The organism is Pedobacter chitinilyticus (genome assembly GCF_003313385.1).
Lineage (GTDB): Bacteria > Bacteroidota > Bacteroidia > Sphingobacteriales > Sphingobacteriaceae > Pedobacter > Pedobacter chitinilyticus.
Map to the genome: position 1 here is coordinate 294,572 of NZ_QMHN01000001.1, position 26,625 is coordinate 321,196.

Below are 26,625 nucleotides of genomic sequence, written 5' to 3' on the forward strand. Positions count from 1 at the left end.
TGTTTTTAATGATGGACGATAGCAGTAAAAAGCGCCATTGGCATAAAGCCATATTAGTGATCTTAACCGTATTTTGTGCAGGGGGAAATCTCCTTGCACAAAATGCGACTGCTATCAAAGAAATGGGTTTGGGTTCTAGTGCTGTGGCAAGTCCATCAAATACCCTATTCATTCAACAAAACGAACTTTATAAGCAAGCAAAAGGCAACGGCGATTTACAGGGGGAAGCAAGGGCCTTGCAGCAAATGGGGCAAATCTGTTATCAGATGGGTTTGTTTACCCAATCTTTAAGCTACCACATTAAGGCCAATGAAATTTTCAGGGCGCATAAAAATGAGAAGCAAACTGCAGATAACCTGAATGATTTGGCCTTGCTGTTTCTCATCACCAAACAGCAAAAGGAAGCTAAGCAGTCATATTTCAAAGCGTTAAGCACCTATCAGTTGTTTAAAGACAGCACGGGCATTGCTAAGACTTATGCCAACTTGGGTCATTTTTACGAGAAAGTGCTTGACTACGACAGTGCTTACTATTATCAGCAAAAGGCCATGCAAGTGTTTGATGCGATTGGGAATGCTGAGGGGGCAGCTTTGGTACACGAGAATTTGGGGAGCATCTACGAAGATAAATCGCAATTTGACAAAGCCTATTTCCATTTTTCGAAAGCGCTAGCTTGGTTTGAGCAAGGTGGCAATACGGAAATGCTGATTGATGCCTACAACAATGTGGGGGATGTGTACCGTAAGCAGGGGCAATATACCCAAGCATTACATTATACCCGCAAGGCAGAAAAACTGGCTAAAAGTACCAAATCGTATAGTCGTTTAAGTAGTGCCTATCGAGATCTAGGAAAAACCTTTAGCTTTTTAAAGCAAAGCGATAGTACCTTTTACTATTTAGAATTGAGTAGACAACATTTTTTGAGCTCCTATTCCGAAGAAAGTAAAAACCAGGAGGCGTTGCTTAAGGTGATTTATGGTTTGGATAGGAAAGAACTGCAAATTGCTCAAATGGCACGACAGGAAAAAATTGCTTGGGCCATTTACATTGCGTCGGGCATTGCTGCTGTGGTGTTTATTTTGGTGGCTGCCATCATTATCCGCAACCAACGTCATCGTATTTTAAGAGAGCGAGAAATTAGGGAAAGAGAAGAGAAAATATTGAAGACGAAACAGGAGCTGATGGAGATTGATTTGAACAATAAAAAAATGCAGGAAGAACATCTGAAAGAAAACCTGCATACCAAAGCCAAAGAAATCACGGCCCATACCTTGCAGACTATCCAAAAAAACCAGTTGCTGGAAGACATTAGGGATGCTCTTACTGAAATGATTAAAAGTGATGGACGAAGCTATAAAAAAGAACTGCGTAGTCTGTTGAATAAAATCAACCAGAACTTTCATAAAGATGCTTATTGGGATGATTTTAGAAGAATTTTCGAGGAAATTAACCAAGAGTTCTTCGATCGTTTGCAGCAAATCAATCCAGGTCTTTCTGCTACCGATATCAAGTTCATTTCTTTGATCAAACTTAACATTAATGCCGCGGATATCGCCGCACTGCTAAGCGTATCTACCGATAGTTTGCGTGTAGCACGTTATAGTTTGCGCAAAAAGCTTAAATTGGAGCAGGGCGCTAGTTTAACCGCATTTATACAATCTATTTAAAACCAAGCTGCCTTTTTGTAAAGGCTTGTTCACTATTTGTAACGCTATTTTTTTGTTTTAATAACCGTTATGTACAACATTTGTGCATACTAATCCTATTCAATGAATACACTAAGTAAATATTTTTTTGCACTGGCTATTTTGCCTTTGGCCGCATGCGCTCAAAAAGCACCTCAATCAAAAAACACCAATAATCCCAATACCGTACAGGCAACCGTAATTACCGAGCAAGTAAAGCATGATACCGATGACCCTGCCATTTGGATTAACCCAACAGATCCTAGCAAAAGCTTGGTGATAGGTACAGATAAAGACAAAGATGGCGCTTTATATGCTTTTGATTTGTCGGGTAAAATAGTGAAAAGAGTAGGCGGAATACAACGCCCCAATAATGTCGACATTGCCTATGGCATTATGCTTGGCGGTAAAAAAGTAGATATTGCGGTCACTACCGAACGCCAGGCTAATAAAATCAGGATTTTTAGTTTGCCCGATTTACTACCTATTGACAATGGCGGTATTGAAGTGTTTGCTGGCGAAACGGAACGTGATCCTATGGGGATCGCTTTGTACACTCGTCCAAGCGACCACGCTATTTTTGCCATTGTGGGTAGAAAAACAGGACCAGCGGATGGTTATTTATGGCAATATCAATTGGCAGATGCTGGAAATGGTTCTGTAGCCGCCAAGTTGGTTCGTAAATTTGGGAAATACAGCAGCAAAAAAGAGATTGAAGCGATTGCGGTAGATAACGAACTAGGTTATGTTTATTACTCTGATGAACAAGTAGGCATACGTAAATATTGGGCAGATCCTGCTGCAAATCATAATGAGGAATTGGTTTTGTTTGCTCAAACAGGATTTTCGGTAGACCACGAGGGGATTGCGATTTACAAAACTGGAGAAAAGACGGGTTACTTATTAGTGTCTAACCAAGGTTCGCAAAGTTTTATGGTTTATCCACGTGAGGGTAGTAAAGGCAATGCTCATCAGTATGATCTCATTGCTGAAATACCAGTGAGTGCGATGGAAACTGATGGTGCTGATGTGGTTTCAGCGAATTTAGGTCCTCAATATCCAGAAGGGATTTTTGTAGCCATGAGTACTGATAGAACTTTTCATTTTTATGATTGGAGGTTAATTGCTGCTAAAATTAAAGCAGCGCAGGTGAAGAAATAATCATGTTGAGAGACTTACGAAGTTTTTGAAACTTCGTAAGTCTTTTAAGAAACTGTATAAATTTCAGTCAAACTTTTTACTTTTTTATTTACCATCACCCTGAATTTATTTTACTTCGTAGCTGTTCGCTTTGCTACAGGTAAGGGGCTGTTATCACTGATGCTGAAATAAATTCAGCATGACGTGCATGTCGCAAATTAAAAATTTAGACAGTTTATACCAGTCCTTAAACTTACTTCCCAAACTTCGTAAGTCTAAATACCTTTAAACAGTGGTATAACCGCCGTCGGTGATGTAATAAGCACCAGTAGTAAATGATGCTTTATCTGAGCTAAGGAATACCACCAGTTCAGCTACTTCTTCGGGAGTCCCAAGTCTGTTCATCGTCGCTTTGGCAGCTACTGCTTTTAAGCTTGCTTCGTCTAAATTGTCATCCAATAAAGGCGTATGGATATACCCTGGACCAACTGCATTACAGCGAATGTTTTTCTGTCCGTATTCGGCACCAATGTTTTTGGTTAAACCTACTACCCCATGTTTGGCCGCGGTATAAGCCACACTATTAGGTGCAGCCACAGTGCCATGTATAGAAGCCATGTTTACAATGCTACCCCCGCCATTTTTTTCCATTTGTTCCAATTGATATCTACATCCATAGAATACGCCACTTAAGTTGATGGCAATTACTTTATCCCAGCCTGCAATGTCATATTCGCCTGTAGGAGCCGCTGGGCCGCCAATACCTGCATTGTTGCAAGCAATATCCAACCTTCCGTATTTGGCAACAGTACCCGCTACCAAGTTTTTATTGTCTTCTGCACTGCTCGAATCAGCTTTAATGAAATGAGCTTCTCCACCGCTTCTTTGTATTTCTGCTACGGTAGCATTTCCATGTTCTTCGTTGATGTCTGATACGACTACTTTGGCACCTTCACGTGCGTAAGCTTCTGCAATGGCTTTACCGATGCCTGAACCAGCGCCAGTAACCAAGGCTACTTTATTTAATAGTAATGACATAAAATAATAAGTTTTAAGTGTGTGACTTTCGGTAATTGAAAGTTTCATTCTTAAAACAAGTGGTTATAGCGGAAGTTTTTATTTTAAGGAGTGAGGTGCTGTTTATGACAGAAACCTGTCAAAAGAGATGGAGGAAGTGTTTTTACTTTCTAAGGCTTACGAAGTTTTTAAAACTTCGTAAGCCTAACTGCTCTAAACTTCGTAAGTCTCTATTGGTGGAAATGTGCTACACAGATGGTATTCTGATTTGGAAAGAACTGCCTTGGCCTATTTTAGATTCGATGTTCATTTCGCCATTAAGTTCGTTCAGAAGTTTTCGAACCATAGGCAAACCAAATCCGTATCCTTTTTCGCCAATGGTACCATCGCTACTTTCGGCAGTACCTTCTAAAATTTCATCAATTGCTTCTTGACTAATGCCCGTTCCGTTATCTTTTACTTCTAAAATCAACGTTTTTTGATTGGTTTCTAAAAAAAGATCTAATACTACTTTAATGTTGCCGCCGTTAGGGGTAAACTTGATGGCATTAGAAATGAGGTTGCCACTGATCTGCATTAGCTTGTCCTTCTTGATTTTTATGGTATCAAAAGCAATATTCGCTTCAACGTCCAAATTGATTTGTTTGTTAAAAGCCTGCGGTTGATATAGTTTGTCCAGTTTTTCTTTAAAAATTCTCAAATTAAAGATTTCTGCATTACCGTTCAGCTTTTCTGAGGAACTTTTTAAAATCTCATCCGCTAAATCCAGTACAGATTGCCCACTTTTGCCCATCATCCCTACAATGTTTTGCAATTCATCTTTCGGATATTCGGCCAAGTCACCAGTAATCATATCGGCTAAGCCTATAATGCCTGCAATAGGTCCTCTAATATCGTGTGCTACTTTTTTATAGGTATCTGTTTGCGAGCGCAATTGATCTTGCAATGATTTAATACTACTTGCATCATTAATTCGAGAGATGATTTGACGGGCGATAATTTTCAGCTGTTCAATTTTTTCCTCGGATAACTTGCCATGAAGTTTATTGTCGATTACACACAAGGAACCAATGTTAAAGCCTTCACTTGACTTAAGTGGAATACCAAGATAGTATTTCAAGTTCATGGGTTCACCAACAAAATCTTTTGAAACGAAGCGTTGATCTTTAGATAGATCCTCAATTTCCAAATGATCTTCTTCACCAAGAGTGAATTGACAAACGGTATCATCTATTGGCGTCTGATAGATATCTAGGCCAAACCGCGAGACAATCCATTGGGTATACGAGTCGATGAATGAGATCAATGAAATTTCTGTTCCTGTAATTTTAGCAGCGAGAAAACTCAAGTCTTTAAAAGTATTGTCTAAAGCAGTATAATCTAGGTCGAGCTTAAATAAGCTCGCCAACCTTTCACTCTCATTCGCTGGGATTGTACGGGTGGTTTGCAATTGCTTAAATATTTAGTTTTGAGATGTTTTATTACAAAAATATAATTAGCGGCCAAAAAAGCAATTTTTGAGGTGTGCTAAATTTTCTTTTTAATGTATTTTTGAGGGATGTCAACAATAATATGTTCCTGTTCGTCGGGCAAGCCTTATGCCCAATGCTGCGAAGTTTACCATTTAAAAGAAGCGCTTCCACAAAGTGCCGAATTGCTTATGAGGTCGAGATATAGTGCATATGCATTGCACTTGATAGACTACTTATGGGACACTACCCATCCAGCTAAAAGACAGTTGTACAACAAAGTAGATATGGCGCAATGGGCCAGAGCCAATCATTGGCTAAAACTGGAAATTGTTTCTGCTAAAAAGCATGTGGTGGAGTTTAAAGCTTATTATCAAAAAGGATTGCAGCAATATGTTCATCATGAGCGCTCGCAGTTTAAAAAAGAAAAAGAGCAGTGGTATTATTTTTCAGGTGATCATTTTCACTAAATTCAATTTAAACAAAGCTTTTAATTATTTGTTCAGAACCCCATGCGTAGATCCACTCGTTTCATTTTACCTTTCGTATTTCAGTTGCTTAGTTTTCCCCTTTGGGCGCAAAAGCTAGACACCAATAAGCTTACTTTAGATAGTGTAGTGATTAATGCTTATGGCAGTAAAACTTTGATGACCACCCCAACGGCTGTCAACAAAATAGGCTTAGCACAATTGCAACGTTATGCCAATACGAATGTGTTGCAAGCTATCAACGCCACACCAGGCGCTCGTATGGAAGAGCGTTCACCTGGTAGTTATCGTTTGAACATTAGGGGGAGCTCGGTACGTAGTCCTTATGGCGTACGCAATGTGAAAATTTATTACGATGATATTCCTTTTACGGCTCCAGGCGGGAACTCGATGCTGAATATGTTGGGTTTTTACAATGTAGGAGGGGCAGAACTGATTAAAGGCCCAGGCAGTAGCGTATATGGTATTGGTACTGGTGGTGTAGTGCTATTTAATGCACCTGTAGTTAATAACAGCGCAATGGTAGATGCGGGTGTTGGTGGAGGTAGTTTTGGGACCTTAAATTATAACGTGAAACTGCAATTGCCTCAACACTTGTTGGCTTACGAGGAACAAAGTGCCGATGGTTATAGAGCGCATACGGAAATGAGAAGACGCGTGGCGAGTTACCAAACTCAATTGCCTACTTTCTCCAAAGCAAGTTTAACCCTACATGCCATTTATAGCGACCTTAATTACCAAACTCCTGGGGCGTTAACGTTGGCAGAATATCAGGCTAACCCTCGACAAGCCCGACCAAGTGTAGGTGCTAATCAAGGTGCTATTTTAGCTAATGCGCGTATACAGCAGGAGGCTTTGTTGCTGGGCTTGGTACATCGCTATGCTTTTCATGAAAAGTGGCGAAACACGACGAGCTTGTATGGTTTTTATAATGAAACGGAAAACCCAGCCATCCAAAATTACGAGTTTAAAAAGGAACCACATTGGGGTGGAAGAACTGCCTTTGTTTATGAACCTGTGAGCAATATTTCTTTACATTTTGGTGGAGAGTTGCAAAAGGGCGACTTTAGCTCTAGGACCTATAGAAACTTACAGGGAAACAAGGGGGATCAAATTACCAATGACCAACTTGATTTATTACAGTGGTTGGCATTTGCCCAAGTGAATTGGCAGGTACACAAATGGTTGTTTACCGTTGGAGCAAGTACCAATCATCTTCGACTTGATTTTCTTCGCAATAGCGAAACACCCAATATTAATGCAAGTAAAAAGTTTAGTGGTGAGGTACAACCGCGTTTTGCTGTACTTTTTAATGCTAACGAAAACTTTTCTACTTATATCAATGTGGCCAAAGGATTTTCGCCTCCTGCTAGTAGTGAGATTTTTGCGGATAACAATAGCTATAATTTGGCTTTGGAAGCAGAAAAAGGTTGGAACATAGAGCCTGGTTTTAGATGGAAGTTGCTTAGCCAGCGTTTGTTTTTGGATGCCAGTTATTTTCATATGCTGTTGAGCAATGCGGTGGTGACTCGTAGAGATGCTGCGGGAGCGAACTACTATGTTAATGCTGGACAAACCAAGCAGCAGGGGGTAGAAGCGAGTTTAACCTACCAATTGCTTCAGGAAAGTCAGCCATTATCGGTATTGCTTCAGGGAGCCTATGCTTGGCATCAATTTAAATATGATGATTTTGTGCAGGTCAATCAGGATTTTTCAGGTAATCGTTTACCTGGAGTGGCACCGCATACTTATACTTTAATGGCCGATATTAAACACAAAAGTGGCTTATTGGCTTTCGTGACTTTTAATCATACTGCTAAAATTGCGCTTAATGATGCCAACACGCAATATGCCAATGCGTTTCAATTGATATCGGCTAAGTTAGGCTATCAAAAACGTATTAAACACTTGCCTGTACAATTATTTGCTGGGGTAGATAACCTTTTAAATCAAACCTATAGCTTGGGCAATGATATTAATGGTTTTGGTGGTAGGTATTACAATGTAGCGCCTGGCAGGAGTTTTTATTTTGGTTTAAAAGTTGGGTGGGTGAAATAGCAAAAGTTTGGTTGATCTTCGGTCATTTCGGCTTTAATGGAGAACCGAAGCTCCAATGAGGTCCTTCGCTACCGAATGGTCGGTACAGGTGCGCTCTGGATGACAGGCATGGTGGATAGCAAGGTTCAAAGATCTCTCCACTCGCTGCGCTGCGGTCGAGATGACGCGTTGTTGTGTTCGGTTGTTGTGATTCTGAGCTAGCGAAGAGTCTCTTAGCTGTTAAAATTCGAAGTATTTCATCGTTATTGAAAACACATTTGTCCAAGTATGCGACTCTGTAGGAGTCGTATCGAAGGGGTTAGGTTTTTTATAAATATTAGACCTCTTTGAGGTCTTGAAGCGCTATCCCTCGTCATTTCGGCTGTAATAGATAACAGAAGCTCCAATGAGTCCTTCGCTACCGAATGGTCGGTACAGGTGCGCTCTGGATGACAGGCATGGTGGATAGCAAGGTTCAAAGATCTCTCCACTCGCTACGCTGCGGTCGAGATGACGCGTTGTTGTGATGTTAAGCTAGCAAAGAATCTCGTCAACGTGTTTGCCCTCTCTGCCCTGTGGGCATCTCTCCCAGAGGGAGAGAGTAACATGATGCCTAACAAACATTGCTTTTCTCTCCCACTGGGAGAGATACTCATAGAGTGTTAAAAACTCTTCTTTACCTTGGGGTCAGTTACAATGACGTAATCGCCTAAGTTTTGATACTTTTCCCAGTTCGGGTTTTCAAAATCTTCTGCTGCAAACGAAGCAATGTTTAAAGCCTTTAGCTTTGGTGCTAACTTTTGTAGTTGTGCATAAGTACCCAATTTTTCATCGCTATGGAAACGTCCGTTCACCTGAAATATCTTCTTTCCCTTATTTTCCTTGGCAAATTTTGCAATAGACCAAGCCATGGTGGCATCCCAAAAGTTTTGGGTTTGATAAACCTTCATTGCACCCATTCCGTGACCGCCCAGTAAATCCATAAACTTTTCATAGTATCTGCCAGTTAAGGTATCAACTGCATTTGGAGGTAGAAATTGCTTGGAGCTAGCGGGTAACTTGCTTAAAATCTCCAATCCATTTTTAGTCACGGAATTGCTATACCTAGCCGCCGCATTGCCACCAATCACTACAATCCCTTCGTTTTTGGCAAATTCAATCATGGGTTTATAATCTTTGTAATTGTTCCAAGCTCTGCTTTCTTTAATGAAATTCTTTTCGGTAATGATGCCAGCTAAATATTCGTTAATCACTGGTTGTACGTCGGTGTGGAACATTTCTAGGGTTAAACCCACTTTGTTTTGATAGGCAGCGGCCAGCTTCTTAAATAATGTAACCTCTAGGTAATGCCCTATCGAATCATTGTGTTCTTCGCCAAAGAAAAGTACCTCAGCTTTTGCCATTTCGGCTACAATATCATCCAAGTTAATGGTCTTCTGTTTTTTTACGTCGTAGACTTTGTAATGTTGGCTTAAATCCTGCGCATTTACAAAAATAGGAAGGGCCAGAAGGAGGATAAGGCTAAGTGTTTTCATTTCTTTGTCTGTATTTAACCGATGGTTTTCAAATTAACGAAAATTTTTACCGATAAATTAATGCATTTTACCGATAATTGGATAGCAAATAACCGTCTTGTGTTGTGTGGTTTAAAAGGTTGAGATACTTTTGGACATATCAAATAGCACAAGACAAATGGAAAATATAGAAAATAAAAATATGGTTAATCGCTCAGGAAAAGTTTGGGCAGGCTTCATCATCATGGGTATTGGTGCGCTTTTGTTGCTAAGAAATTTTGGCTTAGGCTTACCGCACTGGTTTTTTAATTGGAGTGTCTGGCTAGTGATCATCGGCTTGTTTGTAGGAGCTCGTCATAATTTCAGGAGTAGCGGTTGGTTTGTGATGGTGCTGATTGGTAGTTACTTTACGCTAGATGACATTTTGGATGATTACGAAATGCCTCATATAGCACTGCCAATTGCCATTGTAGCCCTCGGCCTTTATCTCATCCTTAAACCTAAAGACGTTTCTAATTGTAGAGATAAAAGGCGACGTAGAAAAGAACGCTTTGAAAAGTTCGATTATGTAAATCCTGTAGGGCAAGAGCAAGAACCTATTGAACCCATTAGCGATGATAGGGAAAAATATAGCAACGACTACATTAATTCTGTAAATGTATTTGGCGGAGGCAATCAGGTTATCTATTCTAAAAACCTAAAAGGAGGCGAGATGGTTGCTGTATTTGGTGGCGGAGATCTTAATTTGACCCAATCTGATTTTGAAGGACAGATTATATTGGATGTGACTGCCATCTTTGGGGGCGTGAAAATTGTAGTGCCCGCTACTTGGCAAATAAAATCGGAAGTTACTGCCATCTTTGGTGGGGTGGATGATAAGAGAGCCATTTATCCAGCAACGGAACAGGCAAATAAATTGATTATTATAAGAGGAGTGGTGCTTTTTGGAGGGGTAGAGTTTAAGAGTTATTAATCTTTTCGCTAAACCTAAAACTAAACACCTTGACAACTACACCACTATCAAAACCGCAGATTAAGACCATAGCAGGCATCATTTTGTTATGCTGGCAAGTGGCTTGTGCTGCGGTTTTGTATTTCTTTTTTAATTTCTCTTGGCAAATTTCAGTAACTGATAGCGTTGTCAGTAATTTATGCTTGGCCTTTGGATGTATCGTTATTAGCAATATGCTCGGCTATTATCAGCCTAAAAACGAAAAACTGTTATATGTACTGCTGGTAACCTTAGTGATTTCGGCGGCGGTTGTAGTCGCTTCAAAATATGCCTTAACGTTTCTGTTTGCCAATCAAACGAGTTATATCGCCTTTTTAGATCTTTCGGATATTTTTAAGGCCGCAGTGTCGTTCATGTGTTTGGCTTGGTGCGCACTAGCCAATATCCTATGGTATCGCTTAGAAGAACAGTCGGAAATGCAGGCCCGTATGTTGGCTACCCAAAACTTGGCTAAAGAGGCAGAATTGAACAAATTGCGTCACCAATTGCAGCCGCACTTTTTATTCAACAGTTTAAACTCGGTTTATGCCCTAACCATCGTAAATCCTACAGAAGCAGGTACCATGATTACCAAACTGGCGGCTTTTTTACGGGGTACTTTAAAACGTGATGATGAAGTTTGGGTAAGCGTGGCCGATGAAATGGAATACATACAGCTTTATTTGGATATCGAAAAAGTGCGTTTTAGTCACCGATTGAGCGTTGAGGTAAATATTGCCGAAGAAACTAAGAGCCTTTATTTGCCAGGAACTTTGCTTCAGCCGATTGTAGAGAATGCGATTAAATTTGGTTTGTACAATACTTCTACCGCTATTACCATTACTTTGGACGTGAAAATGGAAGAAAGTATCTTAGTGATTCGAGTAAGCAACCCTTACGACCCAGAGATGAAGGCATCCAAAGGAACTGGTTTTGGACTTTCGGCTATTAGGCGAAGATTGTACTTGCTTTTTGCGGATAGCAGCCTGTTGCAAGCTGAATCAAAGGACAATAATTTGTATATTACTACCCTAAAAATCCCTCAGAAAGATGATAAGAACCATACTCATTGATGATGAAGCCCTTGCTAGAGATATTGTGAAGCATTATTTAAAGGCTTTTCCGGATGTTGAGATAGTAGCTGAATGTAGCGATGGTTTTGAGGGATTAAAAGCAATTACGCAACTCCAGCCCGACTTGATTTTCTTGGATATTCAAATGCCAAAAATCAGTGGGTTTGAAATGTTGGAATTGGTTGAAAACCGACCTGCGGTGATATTCACTACTGCATTTGATGAATATGCCATCAAAGCCTTTGAGGTAAATGCCGTTGATTATCTTTTGAAACCTATTGAACAGGGACGCTTTGAACAGGCAATGCAAAAACTACCTGCTAAATTAGCCAAAGGCGATCATAGTCAGGAGCTTTTGGAGATGGCATCGCTATCACCTGCGCAAAATAATAGGGTAGTGGTAAAAAATGCAGGTGTAATTAAGATTATTCCAGTGGAAGCGATCCATTATTTGGAAGCTGATGATGATTATGTGAAGTTAAGTACGACGGAAGGTAATTTCCAAAAGAACAAAACGATGAGCTTTTTCGAGCAAACGTTGGATGCTTCGCAATTCATCCGTATTCATCGTTCCTATATCATTAATCTTGCTCAAGTCACCAAAATTGAGCTTAAAGAAAAGGAAAACTACGTAGTATTGCTTAAATCGGGGATTTGGCTGCCTGTAAGTAAAACAGGTTATGTAAAGCTTAAGGCTGCTTTAGGAATTTAATGTTTGGCATTTTGATAGTGGGTCAAAGTGAAAGCCTGCTACGGCATTAGGATTGCCAGTCGAGCTGGCATGACGAAACGCATACCTAATTCAAGGACGATCTGTAACCCTCTTCTTTTTAAAGAGAGGGTTACGGAGAGGTTTTAGGAATATAGACCCTCTCTCCGCTGTGCGGTGTCTCTCCCTTAAAGGGAGAGAGTATTGCTTGGGAAAGGCAATGTAAGCTCGGATACTTGTAGACTGCAATTAATAAGTACTAACCAATCTCCAGAGCTTTTCATTGATACCTGTTTCGATGTTTCGGGAGAGGTTTAAAGATAAACCCTCTTTCCGCTATGCGGTATCTATGATTGATTATTATTTTTTATTTATTTATTTTGGCATCAATGAGCTCGCTACGCTTCGGTTCTCCTTATGAGGGAGAGAGTATTGCTTGGGAAAGGCAGTGTAAGTTCAAAATGTGCATTCTGATCATTAAACCTCGCAAGTTTAACTTTTGTCTGTTTATTTATTCAATAGTGAAGTTGAGGTCTGCGCCGTTTAAAATCCTACGAGGTTTATTTTTTTGTGCGGAAATCTGTGTATTTGTGGCTTTTTTCTTTACATGAAAAAAAATCCAGAACAATTTTTAAACGAGCTTGTTTAAGTAATAAATCAGATCAATTAACAATTTTATACTTAAACTTTAACGTCAAAATTATGGGAAATCTATTATACGTAATTGCAGTGATTTTGGTAATCATTTGGGCAATTAGTTTTTTGGGAGGTTATTATACGGGAGGCATTATACACGCCTTATTGGTAATCGCTATTGTAGCCATTTTATTAAGAGTAATAAGGGGCGCAGCATAAACGAGAAAAATTTGTAGTTAGTTAATAAATGGAGCTCGATAGGTTTAGGTTACCTATCGGGCTTTTTCATTGTAATGTTAAGCAATGAATAATTATCAATGAGGAATAACCATTCTTCTAAAGAAATCAGGATATTTTGGCAGAAATAGTTTAAAGATGTTACTTCGTAGCTGCTTTGCGGTCTCCATTAAAGTGGAGATGACCATGCAGGAGAGAATGAACTAATGAGTTGACAATCAAACCACCAGTTAACGCAATCACCAATTAGCCAAAGAACTAGTGCAGCCGTAAACAAATAAGTTTAAAAATAAATTAATTTGCTGTTGCAATTTTAAAAATATCGCTTTATATTTGCACCTCTTATAAAAACTCTAGTTAATAATATTATATAGTTATGAAAAGAACATTCCAACCTTCGCAAAGAAAGAGAAGAAACAAACATGGCTTCCGCGAAAGAATGGCTACAGCAAACGGTAGAAGGGTTTTAGCTTCTCGCCGCGCAAAAGGAAGAAAAAGATTGACAGTTTCTGACGAGCGTCGTCATAAAGCATAATTTTTGATTGCCACCCTTGTGGTGAGGGCAGATCAATTTAACTTCTGCAGTTTAGCAATCAAAAAATGAATAAATTTTACAAAGAAGAGCGTTTATGTAGCAAAAAGTCGTTAGACTTGCTATTCAAAAAAGGCTCTTCTTTTTTATTGTATCCCTATAGGGCAACTTTTCTCTTTGATGCCCAACCTCATCGTTATCCAGCTCAGGTGGTGATTAATGTCGCTAAAAAGCGCTACAAACATGCCGTTGATAGGAACTTGATTAAACGACGAACTCGAGAAGCTTATCGCTTACAGAAGCAAGTATTTTTATATGAGCATTTGACTGATAAGAATGAGCTATTGCTTTTGTCTTTACAGTACGTAGGTAAAGAAATTCATCCATATCCTTTCTTGGAAAAGAGAATAAAGCAGGTTTTTGTTAAAATAACGGAGCAGATCAACAATGAAGGTCATTAAACTTTTGTTTTCTTGGTTGTTTCTGGGTATCATTAAATTGTACCAATGGTTGCTGTCGCCTTTGTTGGGCGCAAGTTGTAGGTATACTCCCACTTGTTCTCAATATGGGGTAGAGGCCATTAAAAAACACGGACCTTTCAAAGGTGGTTGGTTAACTTTAAAACGTATTGGTCGCTGTCATCCTTGGGGTGGACACGGACATGATCCAGTACCTTGATTAGGAACTAGGTAATGGTTGCTAGTGGTTAGTCTTTGGTAAAATCTGAAACGATTATCCAAATTGTCAGTTAACCATTATTCAGCTATATTTGCGCTATATGTCAACAATACTTCAGTTAGAAACAGCTACGCCTGTTTGTTCGGTGGCGATCTCGGTAAAAGGAGAAACAGTAGTGCTTAAAGAAGAAAAAGCTCCCAATATCCACGCTTCAAACCTTACCCTTTTTATTGATGAGGCCATGAAAACAGCTGGTTTAACCTATGCTGATTTGGATGCTGTTGCTGTAAGTAAAGGGCCTGGTTCTTATACTGGTCTACGCATTGGTGTTTCTACGGCTAAAGGATTGTGTTTCGCTCTAGAAAAGCCTTTTATTGCTGTCAATACTTTAAAGATGATGGCCAATGGATACCTTTTAAAACATCCCAATTTTGGAGGTTTAGTATGTCCAATGATTGATGCCAGAAGGATGGAAGTGTTTACGGCAGTATTTGACCATAAGCTGGGCGAGGTAGAACATACGCATGCTAAAATAGTAGACGATAAAAGTTTTGTGCTGGAACTGCAAAATCATTATGTTGCTTTTATCGGTGACGGTGCCGAAAAATGTAAAACGGTAATTGATGATCCTAACGCACATTTTTATACGGATAACTTTAACAGTGCTGGTTACATGAGCAATTTGGCGTATGAAGCCTACCAAGCTAAAGCATTTGAAGATGTGGCCTATTTTGAGCCTTTTTACCTTAAGGATTTTGTGTTTACTACGCCAAAGAAAAAAGTTTAGCGCTGTTTTTTCTTAAAGATGCCGAAAATACGTCCAAAGAAACTTTGGCGTTCTTGGCCGTCACCAACGCCAGGCATCCAGCTCATGTTCATCGGGTGTTCTACGATGTAGCCTATTTTAAAAGCCATTCCCAAATAAATAGAACCGCGGTGGTATCCTGTTTCAACGGCTTCATTTCCTTTGATGATGTCTTTGCCCGCATAATAAGTTTCTATCAAATCATTCGTGCCCAAAAACATTTCGAAGTTGGGGGTTTGGATCATTCCTTGTATCCCTAACCTAAAGTTCTTGTCTGTATTATAGCTTGGTATGGCGCTAAAAGAAAAGGTACCAGATTTGATGGTGTTTACCAATGCCGCTTCACCATATTTATTGAAAAAGTGCTTGCTGATAATTAAATTGGGGGTATATGCTCCAAACGTTTTTGAAATGAGGAAATCGGCTCTGCTGTTAATTGGGGCAATGAAACGTTTTTGTTCGGTGTTGCCTTTTGCCAAGTTATCTAGTGCTCTTTGAAGTTTATCTTCCTCTTGTTCTCCTGGATTTCCAACTAGCGGAATGTTACTTTGAGTAACGTCAAAAGCGCCTGTGTATGAATTTTTTCCCCATCTGATAAAACCTAGGTCTTTGATGTTTGCCATCATGAATACACCAGATTTGGTGGTATAGGTGGTGCCAATGGTAATGGCTGCACCCAAGTTTTTATAAGGCAAGCTGTTTTTAAAATTAAACTCACCACCCTCAGGATAATTAAGTCTAAATTTTGCGGCCATATCAACATCCAACGTTGCAGAATTAACGCTTGCCGAAGACCTGCTGGCGTCAAACTGCATGTAGCCAATACCACTTAATAAGCTCACTTTTGCTCCTAAAGCCCAACGTTTAGTGTAATTCTCACGGTAGGTGAAGCTGATTTGGTGATAAGCCTGCATTTTGCTATTGTTGTTGAATATGTTAATGCGGGGAATGGAGGCAAACTTTTGAAAAGTTTCGTAAAATAAGCCCTTGCTTATATCTGCATCATAGTCAACTTGGGTTTCCGATCTGATTTGCCAAGAAAATCCCATCTCACTATGGTATTTGTGATATTTAAATAGTCTAATCGCAGCTATATATACATTGACATCCTCACGCATGGTCTTGGGATTTGCAAAAGCCCCAATTCTACTTTCGGTATAGCCCTGTCTAATTAAATTTCTGATGGCTACGTTCGAATTGCCTGGGCTTAGGCTGCTTAAATCAAGGTAGGGGATAAGAAAGTTGGAGGCGAATTGTCGGGAAGAATCCAGTACAAAAGATTTTTGTGCAGGGTTCTCAAAGGAATCGAATAATGTTTTGGTGTTGAATAATGCGTATTGTTGCGCAGTGGCGTTTAAGGTAGAAACAACTAAAAAGAGAACTACTAAGCCTTTTTTCATAAAACTATTTGCTTTAGGGTAAATTTAGTTGTTTTATCAAATAAATTAAACGTTAATTATCAGTAAGCTTAACGGTGTCGGTTTTTGTTTGGTTTTTGAGCAATAAAATGTTGCTCGTAAACTTTCCGTTATCAGCCGATAGCTGGTAACCAAAAGCATTGTAGTTTTTAACGCCCTTTTCCGATTTATATTGCTTGTAATAAGTTGGCTTTAAGTTTCTTCCGAAAATGTCATTGCTGTTTTTGTTGTTGATGTAAAAAGCGATGGTAGCAGCGCTAGGTGTTTGGTCTTTAAAAGCATTATAACCTTCTGTATTCATCAGTAAATGGTCATTCTTGTATGCGTTTAAAAATACTTGTACGGTGCTGGCATTATTGGCTACTACTAAATGATTGTCGATAATGGTGTAAAACGGGCGTTCAAATTTCTTAAAGGGTTCGCCGAAATAATTGTAAAGCAAATCGGGTTCTTTAAAAATTCTAATATCTGGAGCGTACTCGCTGCCTAAATCCAAAAGGAGTTGACCAAGTTTGTCGCCATTTTTAATTTCTACGATCCCAATTTTTTCGCCACTTTTCAATTCTATGGTTGCCAGCTGTTTGTTAAAGTATTTAGGGAAGATCTGGTTGATGTCAATTCTATATTTTTCGTCAATGTTACGAAGCTGCTCTGCAATTTTTTCATCTTCCTTTTTGCTTTTCTGCCAATCTTTTAATGCTTTGCTCCATACCGCATAATCGTTAATGGTGAATAATACGTAATTGGCTGTTTGCTCTGGAAAAAGTTGGTCGATGTTTATTTTTTGTTCCTTTTGGTCTACAAAAAGCTTAAAATAGTTTTGGCCATCTTTGATTTCGGTATAGCCATTTAATAAAAGCTTATCGCTGCTGAAATTGTAGCTTAAAGAGGCATAGGTATTCTGTTGATTGAAAACGCTCAATTCTCCTATTAAATTGGTGTTCAAGATATCTTTTAACAGCGACGGTAGTTCCTTGTAATTAATGTAAACACTAGCCAGGGTGTTTTTGCCAAACCTATTGTTTTGCTTAATGTATGCTGCAAATTCGTTGTTGGGAAGTTTGGTTTCGCTAAGTGTTTTAAGTGCTTGTTTGCTATTGGAAAGAAAAATAGACCGATTGATGATGGCCACATAGCATTCACTACTATCGCCAAATTTGATGTGATAGGCACTTCCATCTTGCTTTACGGCAGCATTTATCTGATTCAGCATTGCGGCATCCAGCTTTTTTGCTTTGGTTTGTGTAGCAATAACGAAATCTACCTGATTGTTTTTTGTAGGTAAAAAGCCAACAATCACTTTTTCTCCCTCTATTAAATGATTGAATTTGGCATTATTGGCTACATTTTCTCTCAACGTTTTAAGCAAATTGCTTTTCTCTGTGCCTAAAATATCATTGGTGATATTTTGTTGGGCAAGGATATCGTAAAAGCCCTTGTCATTTTCAAAAGCGAAGATGATTGGGGCATTGGCAGATACCAGATGCAGCGAATTGTCGGAGGGACTACTTTCTCTATCTAAATTTGAAAAGTATAAATAGGCCATGCCTGTTACGCCAAGCACTAGTGTGATTAATAGGATGTAGATTTTTCTCATGACTGTGTACAGCAAATTTAATTTAATTTTGCGATTAGTGAGATTATGAAGGCATTTTGTTAATTTAGCGCTATTTAATGCCGTTGCTCATGAATAAAAGAATAATCTTAACCGCTGCCTTTTTCGGTGCACTTGCTGTAATCCTTGGTGCCTTTGGGGCCCATGGGTTGAAAAACATCATCGCACCAAATCAATTGGAGATATGGCAGAAAGGGGTGGAGTATCAGTTTTACCATACTTTTGCTATTTTGTATCTATCTACTTTTGCCAGATATAAAAATAAGCTCATCGCATTATCGTTTTTCTTTTTCACTTTAGGGATTGTTTTATTTTCTGGTTCATTATATCTGTTGGCCATTAAAGATGCCTATCATTTATCTTTTGCGAGCATTTTAGGGCCAATTACACCTATAGGCGGGCTGGGTTTTATTTTGGGTTGGGTATGTTTGTTTTTGGCGGCGGTAAAGGATAAATAATGCAAATTGCAGCATCAGATTTTTCGGAGAGGGAGACACTATTTGTAGAAGTTGTATTGCCCTTGTCATTGGCAATTAATTATACCTATAGAGTTCCTTTTGAACTAAATGAGGTGATTGCTGTTGGCAAAAGGGTAGTGGTGCAGTTTGGTAAGCATAAAATCTACACGGCTTTAGTGAAAAGTATTGGCACTACTCCGCCAGAACATTATCAAGCGAAATACGTCATTGATGTAGTGGATGACTATCCTGTGGTAACCCCTAAGCAATTTGAGTTTTGGGAATGGATTGTCTCTTATTATTTATGTAATGAAGGCGATGTAATGGCTGCTGCTTTGCCTACAGGTTTGAAACTGGCCAGCGAAACGGTACTTCTTTTGAAAGAGGAACAACCAGAAGAGGTGGAACTTAATGATAAGGAAAAGCTCATTTTGGAAGTGCTTCAAAAGCAACATCGCATCAGCATTGATGAAGTAGCAAGTTTATTGGGACAAAAAACAGTTTATCCCATTGTCAATTCGTTAATTGCCAAAGAGGTGATTGTGGCTGCTGAGGAGGTGGTAGATAAATACAAGCCTTTGCTTAAGTCTTTCGTAAAACTTAATGTCTTTTATTTAGAGGAAGAAAACCTAAGACAGTTATTTGCCCAGTTAGAAAAAGCGCCTAAGCAGTTAGATGCTTTGTTGGGCTATCTGAAATTAAGTAAGGATAAAGGTTATATTCCTAAAAATCAATTGATCGAGGAAAGTGGTTGTGGCCAAGCGGCACTAAAGGCTTTAACTGATAAAGAGATTTTTTATGTTGAAAAAAGACCTGTAAGTAGGTTGAGTAGCGACGGAGAAATATTCGATGTTAATTTTAAACTAAGCGAGCATCAACAAGCCGCTTTAGATCAAGTAAATCAGCAGTTTGAACATAAGGATGTGGTGTTGTTGCACGGTGTTACGGCATCAGGCAAAACGCAGCTCTATATCAAATTGATAGAAGAAGCCATTGCTACTGGTGGGCAAGTGTTGTTTTTATTGCCAGAAATTGCCTTAACCACTCAAATTGTGGCTCGTATTAAACTCTATTTCGGGAATAAGATTGGTGTTTATCATTCTAAATTTAACGATAATGAAAGGGTAGAGATTTGGAACAAGGTGTTAAATGGTGCTTATCAGGTAGTGTTGGGCGCAAGGTCGGCCGTTTTATTGCCATTTAACGATTTGCGCTTGGTCGTAGTGGATGAAGAGCATGAAAACTCTTACAAACAGTATGACCCAGCACCTCGTTACCAAGCTCGGGATGCTGCCGTAGTTTTGGGTCATTTGCACCAAGCTAAAGTCATTTTGGGTTCTGCTACGCCATCGTTAGAGAGCTATTACAACGCTAAAATTGAAAAGTATGGACTTGTAGAGCTTAATGAACGTTTTGGTGGGGTTCAGCTGCCGTTGCAAGAGGTGGTGAGTATTGCTGAAGAAACCAAACGTAAGAAAATGGTTTCGTACTTTACCAGCGTATTGGCAGATGATATTGCAGAAGCTTTAGAGAAGAAGGAACAGGTGATTTTGTTTCAGAACCGTAGAGGTTATGCAACGATTTTAATATGTGCTACTTGTGGTTACGCTCCAAAATGTGTGAATTGTGATGTAAGCTTAACTTATCATAAATCTAGTGGTAAACTACATTGCCATTACTGCGGTTATCATCAGAGTAGTATTAATGTTTGTCCAGCCTGTGGTTCGGTGCATGTGGAGCAAAAAGGTTTTGGTACGGAGCGTATTGAAGAGGAATTGAGTTTGATTTTCCCAGATGCTAAAATAGCCCGTTTAGATTTGGACAGCACCCGTACCAAAAATGGCATGCAGCAAATTATTAGTGATTTTCAGGAGAAAAAAAACGACATCCTCATTGGTACCCAAATGGTAGCCAAAGGCCTCGATTTTGAAAATGTAAGCCTTATTGGCGTGATTAATGCAGATACTTTATTGAATTTCCCTGATTTTAGGGCGTTCGAACGAAGTTATCAATTACTGGCGCAGGTTGCAGGTAGGGCAGGTCGTAGGGACAAGCAAGGCAAGGTTTGTATTCAGGCTTATGCGGATGATCATCGCATTATTAAGCAAGTGATCGATAACAACTACGAACAAATGTACGAGGATGAGTTGGAGGAAAGAAGGCAGTTCCATTATCCGCCTTTCTCAAGACTGATTTTTATCAACGTCAAACATAAAGATGCCAATGTGCTTAATTTGGCGGCGCAAACGCTGGCCAATAATTTAAGAGCTCAATTGGGTAAAAGAGTGCTAGGACCTGAACAGCCGTTGGTATCGCGTGTTAGAAATTACTACATCAAGCAAATTATCCTCAAAATAGAGAGAACTGCTGCCATGCAAAAGGTGAAAACAGTTTTGGTAGATACCATTAGAGATTTTAATGCTCAAAAGGATTTCAGAAGCGTAATTACGCAAATAGATGTAGATCCGTATTAACCTTTTTTACATTCGAGAAATCTGGCCACAGATACACAGATGAAATGCGGCTGGAAGGTTTCAGGAAAATGATTTTTTTAATACCAAGATCTATTTAAATCAAAATATAACGGGTCAATTTTGGTTTAAAGACAAAATCTGTGCATCTGTGGCTAATCCTTCTTAGTTTTTACCTACTAAATGGAATTGTATGCCTACTGAAACAGGATTAAGCAAGGTTTCCAGTTTGTTGTATTTGGCAAAGGTTCTGGTGTTGGTAGCATCATTTAGCACTGTTTCTTGGCGTTCGTAAGCATAAAAGAAATCCATTGTTGATTCTGCGAAAAAGCTGAGGTTTTTCAATGCATTTACTTTGATTCCTAGTACAGGAGAAAAGGTTGCCCCATTTTTACTAGAATTAGCTGCATAGGAAACATTAGGAGTCGAAGAACTTTTAGCAAGTAAGTCGCCTTTGAAATTAGTTGCCCTAAAACCAATATCAAAACCAAAATAAGGTTGTATTACGGAATAATTAAAGTTTTTCTCGAAACCAACTTTGATGGAGAAGTCGCTAAGATTACCTTTGGCGGTTTCGCAGGTTTCACATTGATTATCGAAAGTTAGATTTCTTTTGTAGTAGTAGTGGCCACCAATTCTAAAAGCTATTTGATTATCGTTGAGCTTAATCATGCCGCTGTTGAGCCACATGGTTGTGTAGTCATCGGTATTGGTTTGTTGCAAAATTTTTGGTAGTTGGACAATGTTGTATCCCTTTATACCAATGGTGTAGTTGTAGTTCCCGTCAATCTGGGCAAACGTTGAGGCGCTAATTAACATCGAAACAATAACAAGTATAACTCTATTCATGCAAACTTTGTTGGGGTTAAACAAAAGTATAAAATAATTGTGACCGATTACCTTAAAAAATGCTAATAAGTTAACAGTTTGAGAATTGCTGTTCTTGTGCTTCTTTCATTGGCGGATGTTAATAAAAATTATCACTGTTAGTTTACGTAAATACAGAGTTTAAAGCTATTTTTGGCGCAAATGGCTTATAAGTTTGTAGATAATTATCGGGAAAAAGGTGCAAGGAAGAAACTTGTAGAAATCTTAAAGGAACGAGGGATTTCTGATGCGAAAGTACTAAGGGCAATAGGAAAAGTGCCTCGTCATTTCTTCTTCGATGAAACTTTCTGGAACCAAGCTTATAGGGATATTGCTTTTCCAATTGGCGATGGACAAACCATCTCGCAGCCCTATACCGTTGCTTATCAAACGGAACTATTGCATATCCAAAAAGGAGATAAAGTGTTAGAAATTGGTACAGGTTCTGGTTACCAAACTTGTATTTTGATGGAATTGGGAGCGGATGTTTATACGATTGAGCGTCAGGAGAATTTATATGCCAGAACCATTAAGGTTTTGCCTGGAATGGGCTATCAAGCTAACTTTTTTTTGGGCGATGGCTCAAAAGGGATTGAAGCGCATGCACCTTATGCAAAAATCATTGTGACGGCAGGAGCGCCTTTTGTACCCGAAATATTATTAAAACAGTTAAAAATTGGCGGGATTTTAGTGATTCCTGTAGGGGATGAGAAATCTCAAAAGATGATTACTGTTATCCGCGTGAGCGAAAATGAATACGATAGAATTGAGTTAGATACTTTTAGGTTTGTGCCATTGGTAGGTGATCAGGCTTGGTAGATAAGTGTTACGGGTTAAGTGTTACGAGTTACACGTTTTAACTTATATGCTTTATTGCTCTGATACTTATAACTCGTAACCCGCAACTTAAATTAAGGGTATAACAAATACTTTTTCCTCATTTCTTTGTACTTGCTTAAACCTGGTTCCCAGCTTGCTCTAATTTCAGCTTCGCTTTTTCCTGCTATAATCTGTTGTCTAAAATCTCCTACGCCAATTAGTTTTTCAATAGGTAACATTTGGTTACTTAATTTAGAATCAAAAAAAGTTTCTTTTTTAGGAGATGCTTTATAAAGCTCAATCATCCATTGGATATTGATTTGACGTGTTTTCCTGAAAACCGAAGTGTCGTAATTTCTTAAATCGATGCCATAGCAAACTTCATCCTTAAATACTGGTGTTTCGGCCATGCCTTTAATGCCTGTTGGTTTAAACGAAAATTCGTAGATGCCTTTGTAGTAAGGTGCACCTAATATCGTAAAAGGAAATTTGGTACCTCTACCGTGGTTTACATAAACCCCTTCGAACAAACAAGTGCTTGGATATAATAAGATGGATTGTGGCGTATTCAAGTTTGGTGATGGACTGACAGGAAGCTCATAAGGCATATCGTGGTTGTAGTTGGCATTTTTGATCACCGTTATTTTGCATTTCAATTTGCCTTTCAACCAGCCTTCGCCATTCAACATGTGTGCGTATTCACCTACGGTTAAGCCGTGTGCCGCTGGAATAGGTTGTATGCCAATACCCGATTGGTATTTAGGGTCTAAAATTGGACCATCAATCACAAAACCATTAGGATTTGGACGATCAAAAATCATTACTTCTTTACTATTGGCAGCACAAGCTTCCATTACACGTTGTAAAGTATTGATATAGGTATAGAAACGAACACCTACATCTTGAATGTCAAAGATCATGACATCAATGTCTGCTAAGTTTTCTTTGCTAGGTGTGCTTTGTTTCCCATAGAGAGAAACCACTTTGATGCCTGTTTTAGCGTCGGTTTCGTTACTTACATGGATACCTGCACTCGCATTACCTCTAAAACCATGCTCTGGACCGAAAATCTTTACTATTTTTACGCCACGTTTCAACAAGCTGTCAACGGTAGTTGTTTTGCCTATTACAGAAGTTGGATTAACAACCATGCCTACACGCTTGCCTTTTAATAAGGGAAGGTAAAGTTCGGTTTGTTCAGCACCCGTTTTAAATGTTTTGCTGGCAACTTGATTTTCTTTGACGGTTGTGTTTGTTTTTTGCGTTTTTTTGCTGTTTTGGCCGCAAGCTGTAAACGTAAAAACAGTTAAGAAAATTTTAAAAAATAGGATTGACTTGTTCATTTTCAGGTTTTTTAAGCATTTTGTGCTAAATCGAAATTGAATTAGCATTTTCGCTAAGTTACAATTTATTGCAAAAAGTTGAACGTAGAATACTTTATATCGAGCCGTATTTCTTTAAAAGCTGAAAGAACCTTTTCAAAGCTTATTGTGCGCATTGCTATTGCGGGTGTAATGTTGAGCTTGGCGGTGATGATTCTTTCTATTGCCATTATCAAAGGTTTTAAAACAGAGATACAGGATAAGGTTAGAGGTTTTGTGGGTGATATACAGATCTACAGGTTTGATTTGAATGGGTCTTTTGAGAAATCCCCCTTTATTCCGAATGATACCACCATTAATAGCCTTAAGCAGAACCCTCAAATCGCTTCTTTTTATCCTTTTGCCACCAAGCCAGCTATTATTGTAGCTAATGGCGAGGTAGAGGGAATCAATTTTAAAGGGATTGATGGCACTTACGACTGGGCTTACATTAAAAAACATTTGGTGAGTGGTAGGGTGATTGATTTTAGGGATACCACTAAAGCCTCACAACAGGTGCTGATTTCAGAATATACTGCTAATCGCCTAATGCTTAAAACAGGCGACAGCTTTATCATGCATTTTGTGCAAAATCCGCCAAGGAAAAGAAAATTGACCATTGTAGGGATTTATAGTATTGGGATTGAAAGTCTGGATAAGGGTTTTGTGATTGGGGACATTGGCCTGATCAGGAGATTGAACAATTGGTTGCCAGAACAAACTGGGGGGATTGAGGTACGTATTAAGGACTTTAAGCAACTAAAGCCTGTTGCCGATGAGGTGTATGGTAACTTAGAGATGCAACTTCGGTCGAGGTCGGTGGAGGAGAGTACACCTGAAATTTTCACTTGGCTATCTTTATTGGATGTGAATACGAGGGTATTGCTGATTTTAATGCTCATTGTGGGGGTGATTAACATGATTACGGCTTTGCTGATTATGATTCTTGAGCGTACCAATATGATTGGGATGTTAAAGGCCATGGGCATGAGTAATGGTAGCATGATGAAGATATTTCTTTATAATGCCATTTATTTGGTGGGAATTGGTTTGTTATTAGGCAATATTTTAGGTTTGGGGCTATGCTTTTTGCAGGATTATACTCATATATTTAAGTTAGAACAAACGAATTATTATTTGGATCATGTGCCTATTGAGGTGCATTTTAAAGACGTGCTTTTACTGAATTTGGCTACCGTGGTAACTTGTACGGTGGTGCTCATTATTCCGTCGATGTTAGTGAGTAGGATTAGCCCGCTGAAAGCGATCAGGTTTAAGTAGGGATTGTTTGATGTTTATTTTTTAAACCACCTTAGACACCTTAGATCATTTTAGTTTTTGAACCATTAAGGTATTAAGGGGCATTAAGTTTTCTTGGATATCTTCTTTATTGTTGATGCTTGATTTTTTTAACCACCTTAGACACCTTAGATCATTTTAGTTTTTGAACCGTTAAGGTATTAAGGAGCATTAAGTTTTCTTGGATATCTTCTTTATTGTTGATGCTTGATTTTTTGAACCACCTTAGATACCTTAGATCATTTTAGTTTTTTGAACCGTTAATGTATTAAGGAGCATTAAGTTTTATTGCTTATTTCTTAATTTCTTTCATTTGTTAATTTTTGATTCTATTAAATAGGGGGCTTTGTCTTAGATGAACTAAGGTGTCTTAGGTGGTAAAAATTAGTATGTTATTTCATCCCCTGCAAAACCCCCATTTTCAAATCATAAGTAGATAGGGTAATTTGCTGAAGATCGAGGTTGGACAAAACGTAATTGGTAATCATAGCAGCCATTACAATCATATCTACCCTTAACGGAATGAGATTAGGCATTTGACTACGTTCTTGGTGTGTTGAAGCGATAAGTTTTTGGCTCAGTTGATGGTAGGCTTTGATGTCAATAGGTGCTTTGGGAATTTGATGGATATTTAGTGAGGGATTGAGCATGGCTGAGTAAGTTTCAAACGCACCTGCAGAACCTATTAATGTTTTAGCATCGAAACCCTTTCCAAAGTCAATTAACTCCGTCAAAGTATTTTGCAAATGGTTTTGGATATTTTGCTGGTCGGTAATGCTAATGGGGTCCGATTTGAAAAACTTCTGCATTAACCTAGCAGCACCAATATCAAAACTTTTTTTCCAGTAAAAACCTTGTTCGTCGCAGAAAATAAACTCGGTACTGCCACCTCCAATATCCATAATTAAGGATTTACCTTGAATGGCTCCGCTAGCTTTTACGCCTTCGTAAATCAAATGGGCTTCTTCATTGCCATCAACCACTTCAATGGTAATTCCTGTCTGTTGTTTAACGGATTCAATAAACTCTTCACCGTTGCTGGCACTGCGCACACCAGAAGTAGCCACGGCCCTTACTTTAGAAACCTCGTACTCTTTAAGTGTGTTGCTGAATTCTTTTAAACAATGGATACCACGCTCAAAGGCAGCAGGGATAATGCGATTTTGGAGGGTAATATCTTCACCCAGTTTTACAGGCTTGTTGGTTTTATAAAGGATATTCATCTCATTACCAGTTTTTTCGGCGATAATGAGATGGAAAGTATTTGTGCCTAAATCTATGGCGGCAATTTTCATGTATTTTGATT

Annotated in this window: 24 protein-coding genes; 16 read left to right on the forward strand and 8 right to left on the reverse strand. The window is 38.9% G+C overall.

Annotated features, from left to right (window positions below):
- Window positions 1-8: 8 nt before the first annotated feature.
- Window positions 9-1,667: a tetratricopeptide repeat protein gene (locus tag DUT70_RS01180; RefSeq protein WP_113645479.1), complete on the forward strand. Its 1,659-nt coding sequence runs from the start codon at window positions 9-11 to the stop codon at window positions 1,665-1,667.
- Between the two features lie 102 nt (window positions 1,668-1,769).
- Entirely contained in the window at window positions 1,770-2,846 is a 1,077-nt protein-coding gene (locus DUT70_RS01185) for a phytase (protein ID WP_113645480.1), read from the forward strand.
- Between the two features lie 264 nt (window positions 2,847-3,110).
- Here the strand turns inward: DUT70_RS01185 and DUT70_RS01190 are convergent, their stop codons facing one another.
- Window positions 3,111-3,863: an SDR family NAD(P)-dependent oxidoreductase gene (locus tag DUT70_RS01190; RefSeq protein ID WP_113646522.1), complete on the reverse strand. Its 753-nt coding sequence runs from the start codon at window positions 3,861-3,863 to the stop codon at window positions 3,111-3,113.
- Window positions 3,864-4,089: 226 nt separating this feature from the next.
- Window positions 4,090-5,292 (reverse strand): GAF domain-containing sensor histidine kinase, encoded by a 1,203-nt coding sequence (locus tag DUT70_RS01195; RefSeq protein ID WP_113645481.1) that lies wholly within the window; start codon window positions 5,290-5,292, stop codon window positions 4,090-4,092.
- 108 nt (window positions 5,293-5,400) lie between these two features.
- On the opposite strand from DUT70_RS01195, the gene DUT70_RS01200 reads away from it, so the two are divergent.
- Window positions 5,401-5,781 (forward strand): YchJ family protein, encoded by a 381-nt coding sequence (locus DUT70_RS01200; RefSeq protein WP_240431991.1) that lies wholly within the window; start codon window positions 5,401-5,403, stop codon window positions 5,779-5,781.
- Window positions 5,782-5,823: 42 nt separating this feature from the next.
- Window positions 5,824-7,857: a TonB-dependent receptor gene (locus DUT70_RS01205; RefSeq protein ID WP_113645482.1), complete on the forward strand. Its 2,034-nt coding sequence runs from the start codon at window positions 5,824-5,826 to the stop codon at window positions 7,855-7,857.
- A gap of 641 nt (window positions 7,858-8,498) precedes the next feature.
- Here DUT70_RS01205 and DUT70_RS01210 read toward each other — a convergent pair.
- Window positions 8,499-9,371: a ChaN family lipoprotein gene (locus DUT70_RS01210; protein WP_113645483.1), complete on the reverse strand. Its 873-nt coding sequence runs from the start codon at window positions 9,369-9,371 to the stop codon at window positions 8,499-8,501.
- A 157-nt stretch (window positions 9,372-9,528) separates the two neighbouring features.
- Here DUT70_RS01210 and DUT70_RS01215 point away from each other — a divergent pair, with 157 nt between their 5' ends.
- The 8 genes from DUT70_RS01215 to tsaB all read left to right on the forward strand — a co-directional run bounded on the left by DUT70_RS01215 (window position 9,529) and on the right by tsaB (window position 14,993).
- A complete protein-coding gene (locus DUT70_RS01215; RefSeq protein WP_240431992.1) occupies window positions 9,529-10,323 on the forward strand; it encodes a LiaF transmembrane domain-containing protein in 795 nt (264 codons plus the stop codon).
- A gap of 29 nt (window positions 10,324-10,352) precedes the next feature.
- Complete coding sequence (locus DUT70_RS01225; RefSeq protein WP_240431993.1) at window positions 10,353-11,414, forward strand: sensor histidine kinase; 1,062 nt, start codon at window positions 10,353-10,355, stop codon at window positions 11,412-11,414.
- Window positions 11,392-12,126, forward strand: a complete 735-nt coding sequence (locus DUT70_RS01230; RefSeq protein WP_113645486.1) for a LytR/AlgR family response regulator transcription factor — start codon at window positions 11,392-11,394, stop codon at window positions 12,124-12,126. The genes DUT70_RS01225 and DUT70_RS01230 overlap by 23 nt, the downstream gene beginning before the upstream one ends.
- A 699-nt stretch (window positions 12,127-12,825) precedes the next feature.
- Window positions 12,826-12,978, forward strand: a complete 153-nt coding sequence (locus DUT70_RS01235) for a lmo0937 family membrane protein (RefSeq protein ID WP_113635858.1) — start codon at window positions 12,826-12,828, stop codon at window positions 12,976-12,978.
- 394 nt (window positions 12,979-13,372) lie between these two features.
- Window positions 13,373-13,531 carry a 50S ribosomal protein L34 gene (gene rpmH / locus DUT70_RS01240; protein ID WP_013632808.1) on the forward strand — a complete coding sequence of 53 codons (159 nt, stop codon included), beginning with the start codon at window positions 13,373-13,375 and terminating at the stop codon, window positions 13,529-13,531.
- A 65-nt stretch (window positions 13,532-13,596) separates the two neighbouring features.
- Window positions 13,597-13,989, forward strand: coding sequence for a ribonuclease P protein component (locus DUT70_RS01245; protein WP_113645487.1), 393 nt, complete (start codon window positions 13,597-13,599; stop codon window positions 13,987-13,989).
- Entirely contained in the window at window positions 13,976-14,206 is a 231-nt protein-coding gene (yidD, locus tag DUT70_RS01250; RefSeq protein ID WP_113645488.1) for a membrane protein insertion efficiency factor YidD, read from the forward strand. Before DUT70_RS01245 ends, yidD begins: the two co-directional genes overlap by 14 nt.
- 100 nt (window positions 14,207-14,306) lie before the next feature.
- Window positions 14,307-14,993 (forward strand): tRNA (adenosine(37)-N6)-threonylcarbamoyltransferase complex dimerization subunit type 1 TsaB, encoded by a 687-nt coding sequence (gene tsaB, locus DUT70_RS01255; RefSeq protein ID WP_113645489.1) that lies wholly within the window; start codon window positions 14,307-14,309, stop codon window positions 14,991-14,993.
- Here the strand turns inward: tsaB and DUT70_RS01260 are convergent.
- Entirely contained in the window at window positions 14,990-16,411 is a 1,422-nt protein-coding gene (locus DUT70_RS01260) for a DUF5723 family protein (RefSeq protein WP_113645490.1), read from the reverse strand. The two genes, tsaB and DUT70_RS01260, sit on opposite strands and share 4 nt — an antisense overlap.
- Before the next feature lie 52 nt (window positions 16,412-16,463).
- Window positions 16,464-18,026, reverse strand: coding sequence for a hypothetical protein (locus tag DUT70_RS01265; RefSeq protein ID WP_113645491.1), 1,563 nt, complete (start codon window positions 18,024-18,026; stop codon window positions 16,464-16,466).
- A gap of 89 nt (window positions 18,027-18,115) precedes the next feature.
- Here DUT70_RS01265 and DUT70_RS01270 point away from each other — a divergent pair, with 89 nt between their 5' ends.
- Both DUT70_RS01270 and priA read left to right on the forward strand, forming a co-directional pair.
- Window positions 18,116-18,502 carry a DUF423 domain-containing protein gene (locus DUT70_RS01270; protein WP_113645492.1) on the forward strand — a complete coding sequence of 129 codons (387 nt, stop codon included), beginning with the start codon at window positions 18,116-18,118 and terminating at the stop codon, window positions 18,500-18,502.
- Window positions 18,502-20,976, forward strand: a complete 2,475-nt coding sequence (gene priA / locus DUT70_RS01275) for a replication restart helicase PriA (protein WP_113645493.1) — start codon at window positions 18,502-18,504, stop codon at window positions 20,974-20,976. The genes DUT70_RS01270 and priA overlap by 1 nt, the downstream gene beginning before the upstream one ends.
- Before the next feature lie 162 nt (window positions 20,977-21,138).
- Here the strand turns inward: priA and DUT70_RS01280 are convergent, their stop codons facing one another.
- On the reverse strand, window positions 21,139-21,822 hold the full coding sequence (locus DUT70_RS01280) for a hypothetical protein (RefSeq protein ID WP_113645494.1): 684 nt from the start codon (window positions 21,820-21,822) through the stop codon (window positions 21,139-21,141).
- Window positions 21,823-22,002: 180 nt separating this feature from the next.
- On the opposite strand from DUT70_RS01280, the gene DUT70_RS01285 reads away from it, so the two are divergent.
- Complete coding sequence (locus DUT70_RS01285; protein WP_113645495.1) at window positions 22,003-22,659, forward strand: protein-L-isoaspartate(D-aspartate) O-methyltransferase; 657 nt, start codon at window positions 22,003-22,005, stop codon at window positions 22,657-22,659.
- Window positions 22,660-22,751: 92 nt separating this feature from the next.
- Here DUT70_RS01285 and DUT70_RS01290 read toward each other — a convergent pair whose 3' ends face one another.
- Window positions 22,752-24,002, reverse strand: a complete 1,251-nt coding sequence (locus DUT70_RS01290) for an exo-beta-N-acetylmuramidase NamZ family protein (protein ID WP_113646525.1) — start codon at window positions 24,000-24,002, stop codon at window positions 22,752-22,754.
- Window positions 24,003-24,080: 78 nt separating this feature from the next.
- Between DUT70_RS01290 and DUT70_RS01295 the strand changes: the two genes are divergently transcribed.
- Complete coding sequence (locus tag DUT70_RS01295; RefSeq protein WP_113645496.1) at window positions 24,081-25,301, forward strand: ABC transporter permease; 1,221 nt, start codon at window positions 24,081-24,083, stop codon at window positions 25,299-25,301.
- A gap of 410 nt (window positions 25,302-25,711) precedes the next feature.
- Here DUT70_RS01295 and DUT70_RS01300 read toward each other — a convergent pair whose 3' ends face one another.
- Entirely contained in the window at window positions 25,712-26,614 is a 903-nt protein-coding gene (locus tag DUT70_RS01300) for a Ppx/GppA phosphatase family protein (protein ID WP_113645497.1), read from the reverse strand.
- Window positions 26,615-26,625 lie beyond the last annotated feature (11 nt).

What these genes read in the sequence shown, in the direction of transcription:
- DUT70_RS01180 (WP_113645479.1), top strand. Translation starts at nt 9, where the DNA reads ATGATGGACGATAGCAGTAAAAAGCGCCATTGGCATAAAGCCATATTA.
- DUT70_RS01185 (WP_113645480.1), top strand. Translation starts at nt 1,770, where the DNA reads ATGAATACACTAAGTAAATATTTTTTTGCACTGGCTATTTTGCCTTTG.
- DUT70_RS01190 (WP_113646522.1), bottom strand. Translation starts at nt 3,863, where the DNA reads ATGTCATTACTATTAAATAAAGTAGCCTTGGTTACTGGCGCTGGTTCA.
- DUT70_RS01200 (WP_240431991.1), top strand. Translation starts at nt 5,401, where the DNA reads ATGTCAACAATAATATGTTCCTGTTCGTCGGGCAAGCCTTATGCCCAA.
- DUT70_RS01205 (WP_113645482.1), top strand. Translation starts at nt 5,824, where the DNA reads ATGCGTAGATCCACTCGTTTCATTTTACCTTTCGTATTTCAGTTGCTT.
- DUT70_RS01210 (WP_113645483.1), bottom strand. Translation starts at nt 9,371, where the DNA reads ATGAAAACACTTAGCCTTATCCTCCTTCTGGCCCTTCCTATTTTTGTA.
- DUT70_RS01215 (WP_240431992.1), top strand. Translation starts at nt 9,529, where the DNA reads ATGGAAAATATAGAAAATAAAAATATGGTTAATCGCTCAGGAAAAGTT.
- DUT70_RS01230 (WP_113645486.1), top strand. Translation starts at nt 11,392, where the DNA reads ATGATAAGAACCATACTCATTGATGATGAAGCCCTTGCTAGAGATATT.
- DUT70_RS01235 (WP_113635858.1), top strand. Translation starts at nt 12,826, where the DNA reads ATGGGAAATCTATTATACGTAATTGCAGTGATTTTGGTAATCATTTGG.
- rpmH (WP_013632808.1), top strand. Translation starts at nt 13,373, where the DNA reads ATGAAAAGAACATTCCAACCTTCGCAAAGAAAGAGAAGAAACAAACAT.
- DUT70_RS01245 (WP_113645487.1), top strand. Translation starts at nt 13,597, where the DNA reads ATGAATAAATTTTACAAAGAAGAGCGTTTATGTAGCAAAAAGTCGTTA.
- yidD (WP_113645488.1), top strand. Translation starts at nt 13,976, where the DNA reads ATGAAGGTCATTAAACTTTTGTTTTCTTGGTTGTTTCTGGGTATCATT.
- tsaB (WP_113645489.1), top strand. Translation starts at nt 14,307, where the DNA reads ATGTCAACAATACTTCAGTTAGAAACAGCTACGCCTGTTTGTTCGGTG.
- DUT70_RS01260 (WP_113645490.1), bottom strand. Translation starts at nt 16,411, where the DNA reads ATGAAAAAAGGCTTAGTAGTTCTCTTTTTAGTTGTTTCTACCTTAAAC.
- DUT70_RS01265 (WP_113645491.1), bottom strand. Translation starts at nt 18,026, where the DNA reads ATGAGAAAAATCTACATCCTATTAATCACACTAGTGCTTGGCGTAACA.
- DUT70_RS01270 (WP_113645492.1), top strand. Translation starts at nt 18,116, where the DNA reads ATGAATAAAAGAATAATCTTAACCGCTGCCTTTTTCGGTGCACTTGCT.
- priA (WP_113645493.1), top strand. Translation starts at nt 18,502, where the DNA reads ATGCAAATTGCAGCATCAGATTTTTCGGAGAGGGAGACACTATTTGTA.
- DUT70_RS01280 (WP_113645494.1), bottom strand. Translation starts at nt 21,822, where the DNA reads ATGAATAGAGTTATACTTGTTATTGTTTCGATGTTAATTAGCGCCTCA.
- DUT70_RS01285 (WP_113645495.1), top strand. Translation starts at nt 22,003, where the DNA reads ATGGCTTATAAGTTTGTAGATAATTATCGGGAAAAAGGTGCAAGGAAG.
- DUT70_RS01290 (WP_113646525.1), bottom strand. Translation starts at nt 24,002, where the DNA reads ATGAACAAGTCAATCCTATTTTTTAAAATTTTCTTAACTGTTTTTACG.
- DUT70_RS01300 (WP_113645497.1), bottom strand. Translation starts at nt 26,614, where the DNA reads ATGAAAATTGCCGCCATAGATTTAGGCACAAATACTTTCCATCTCATT.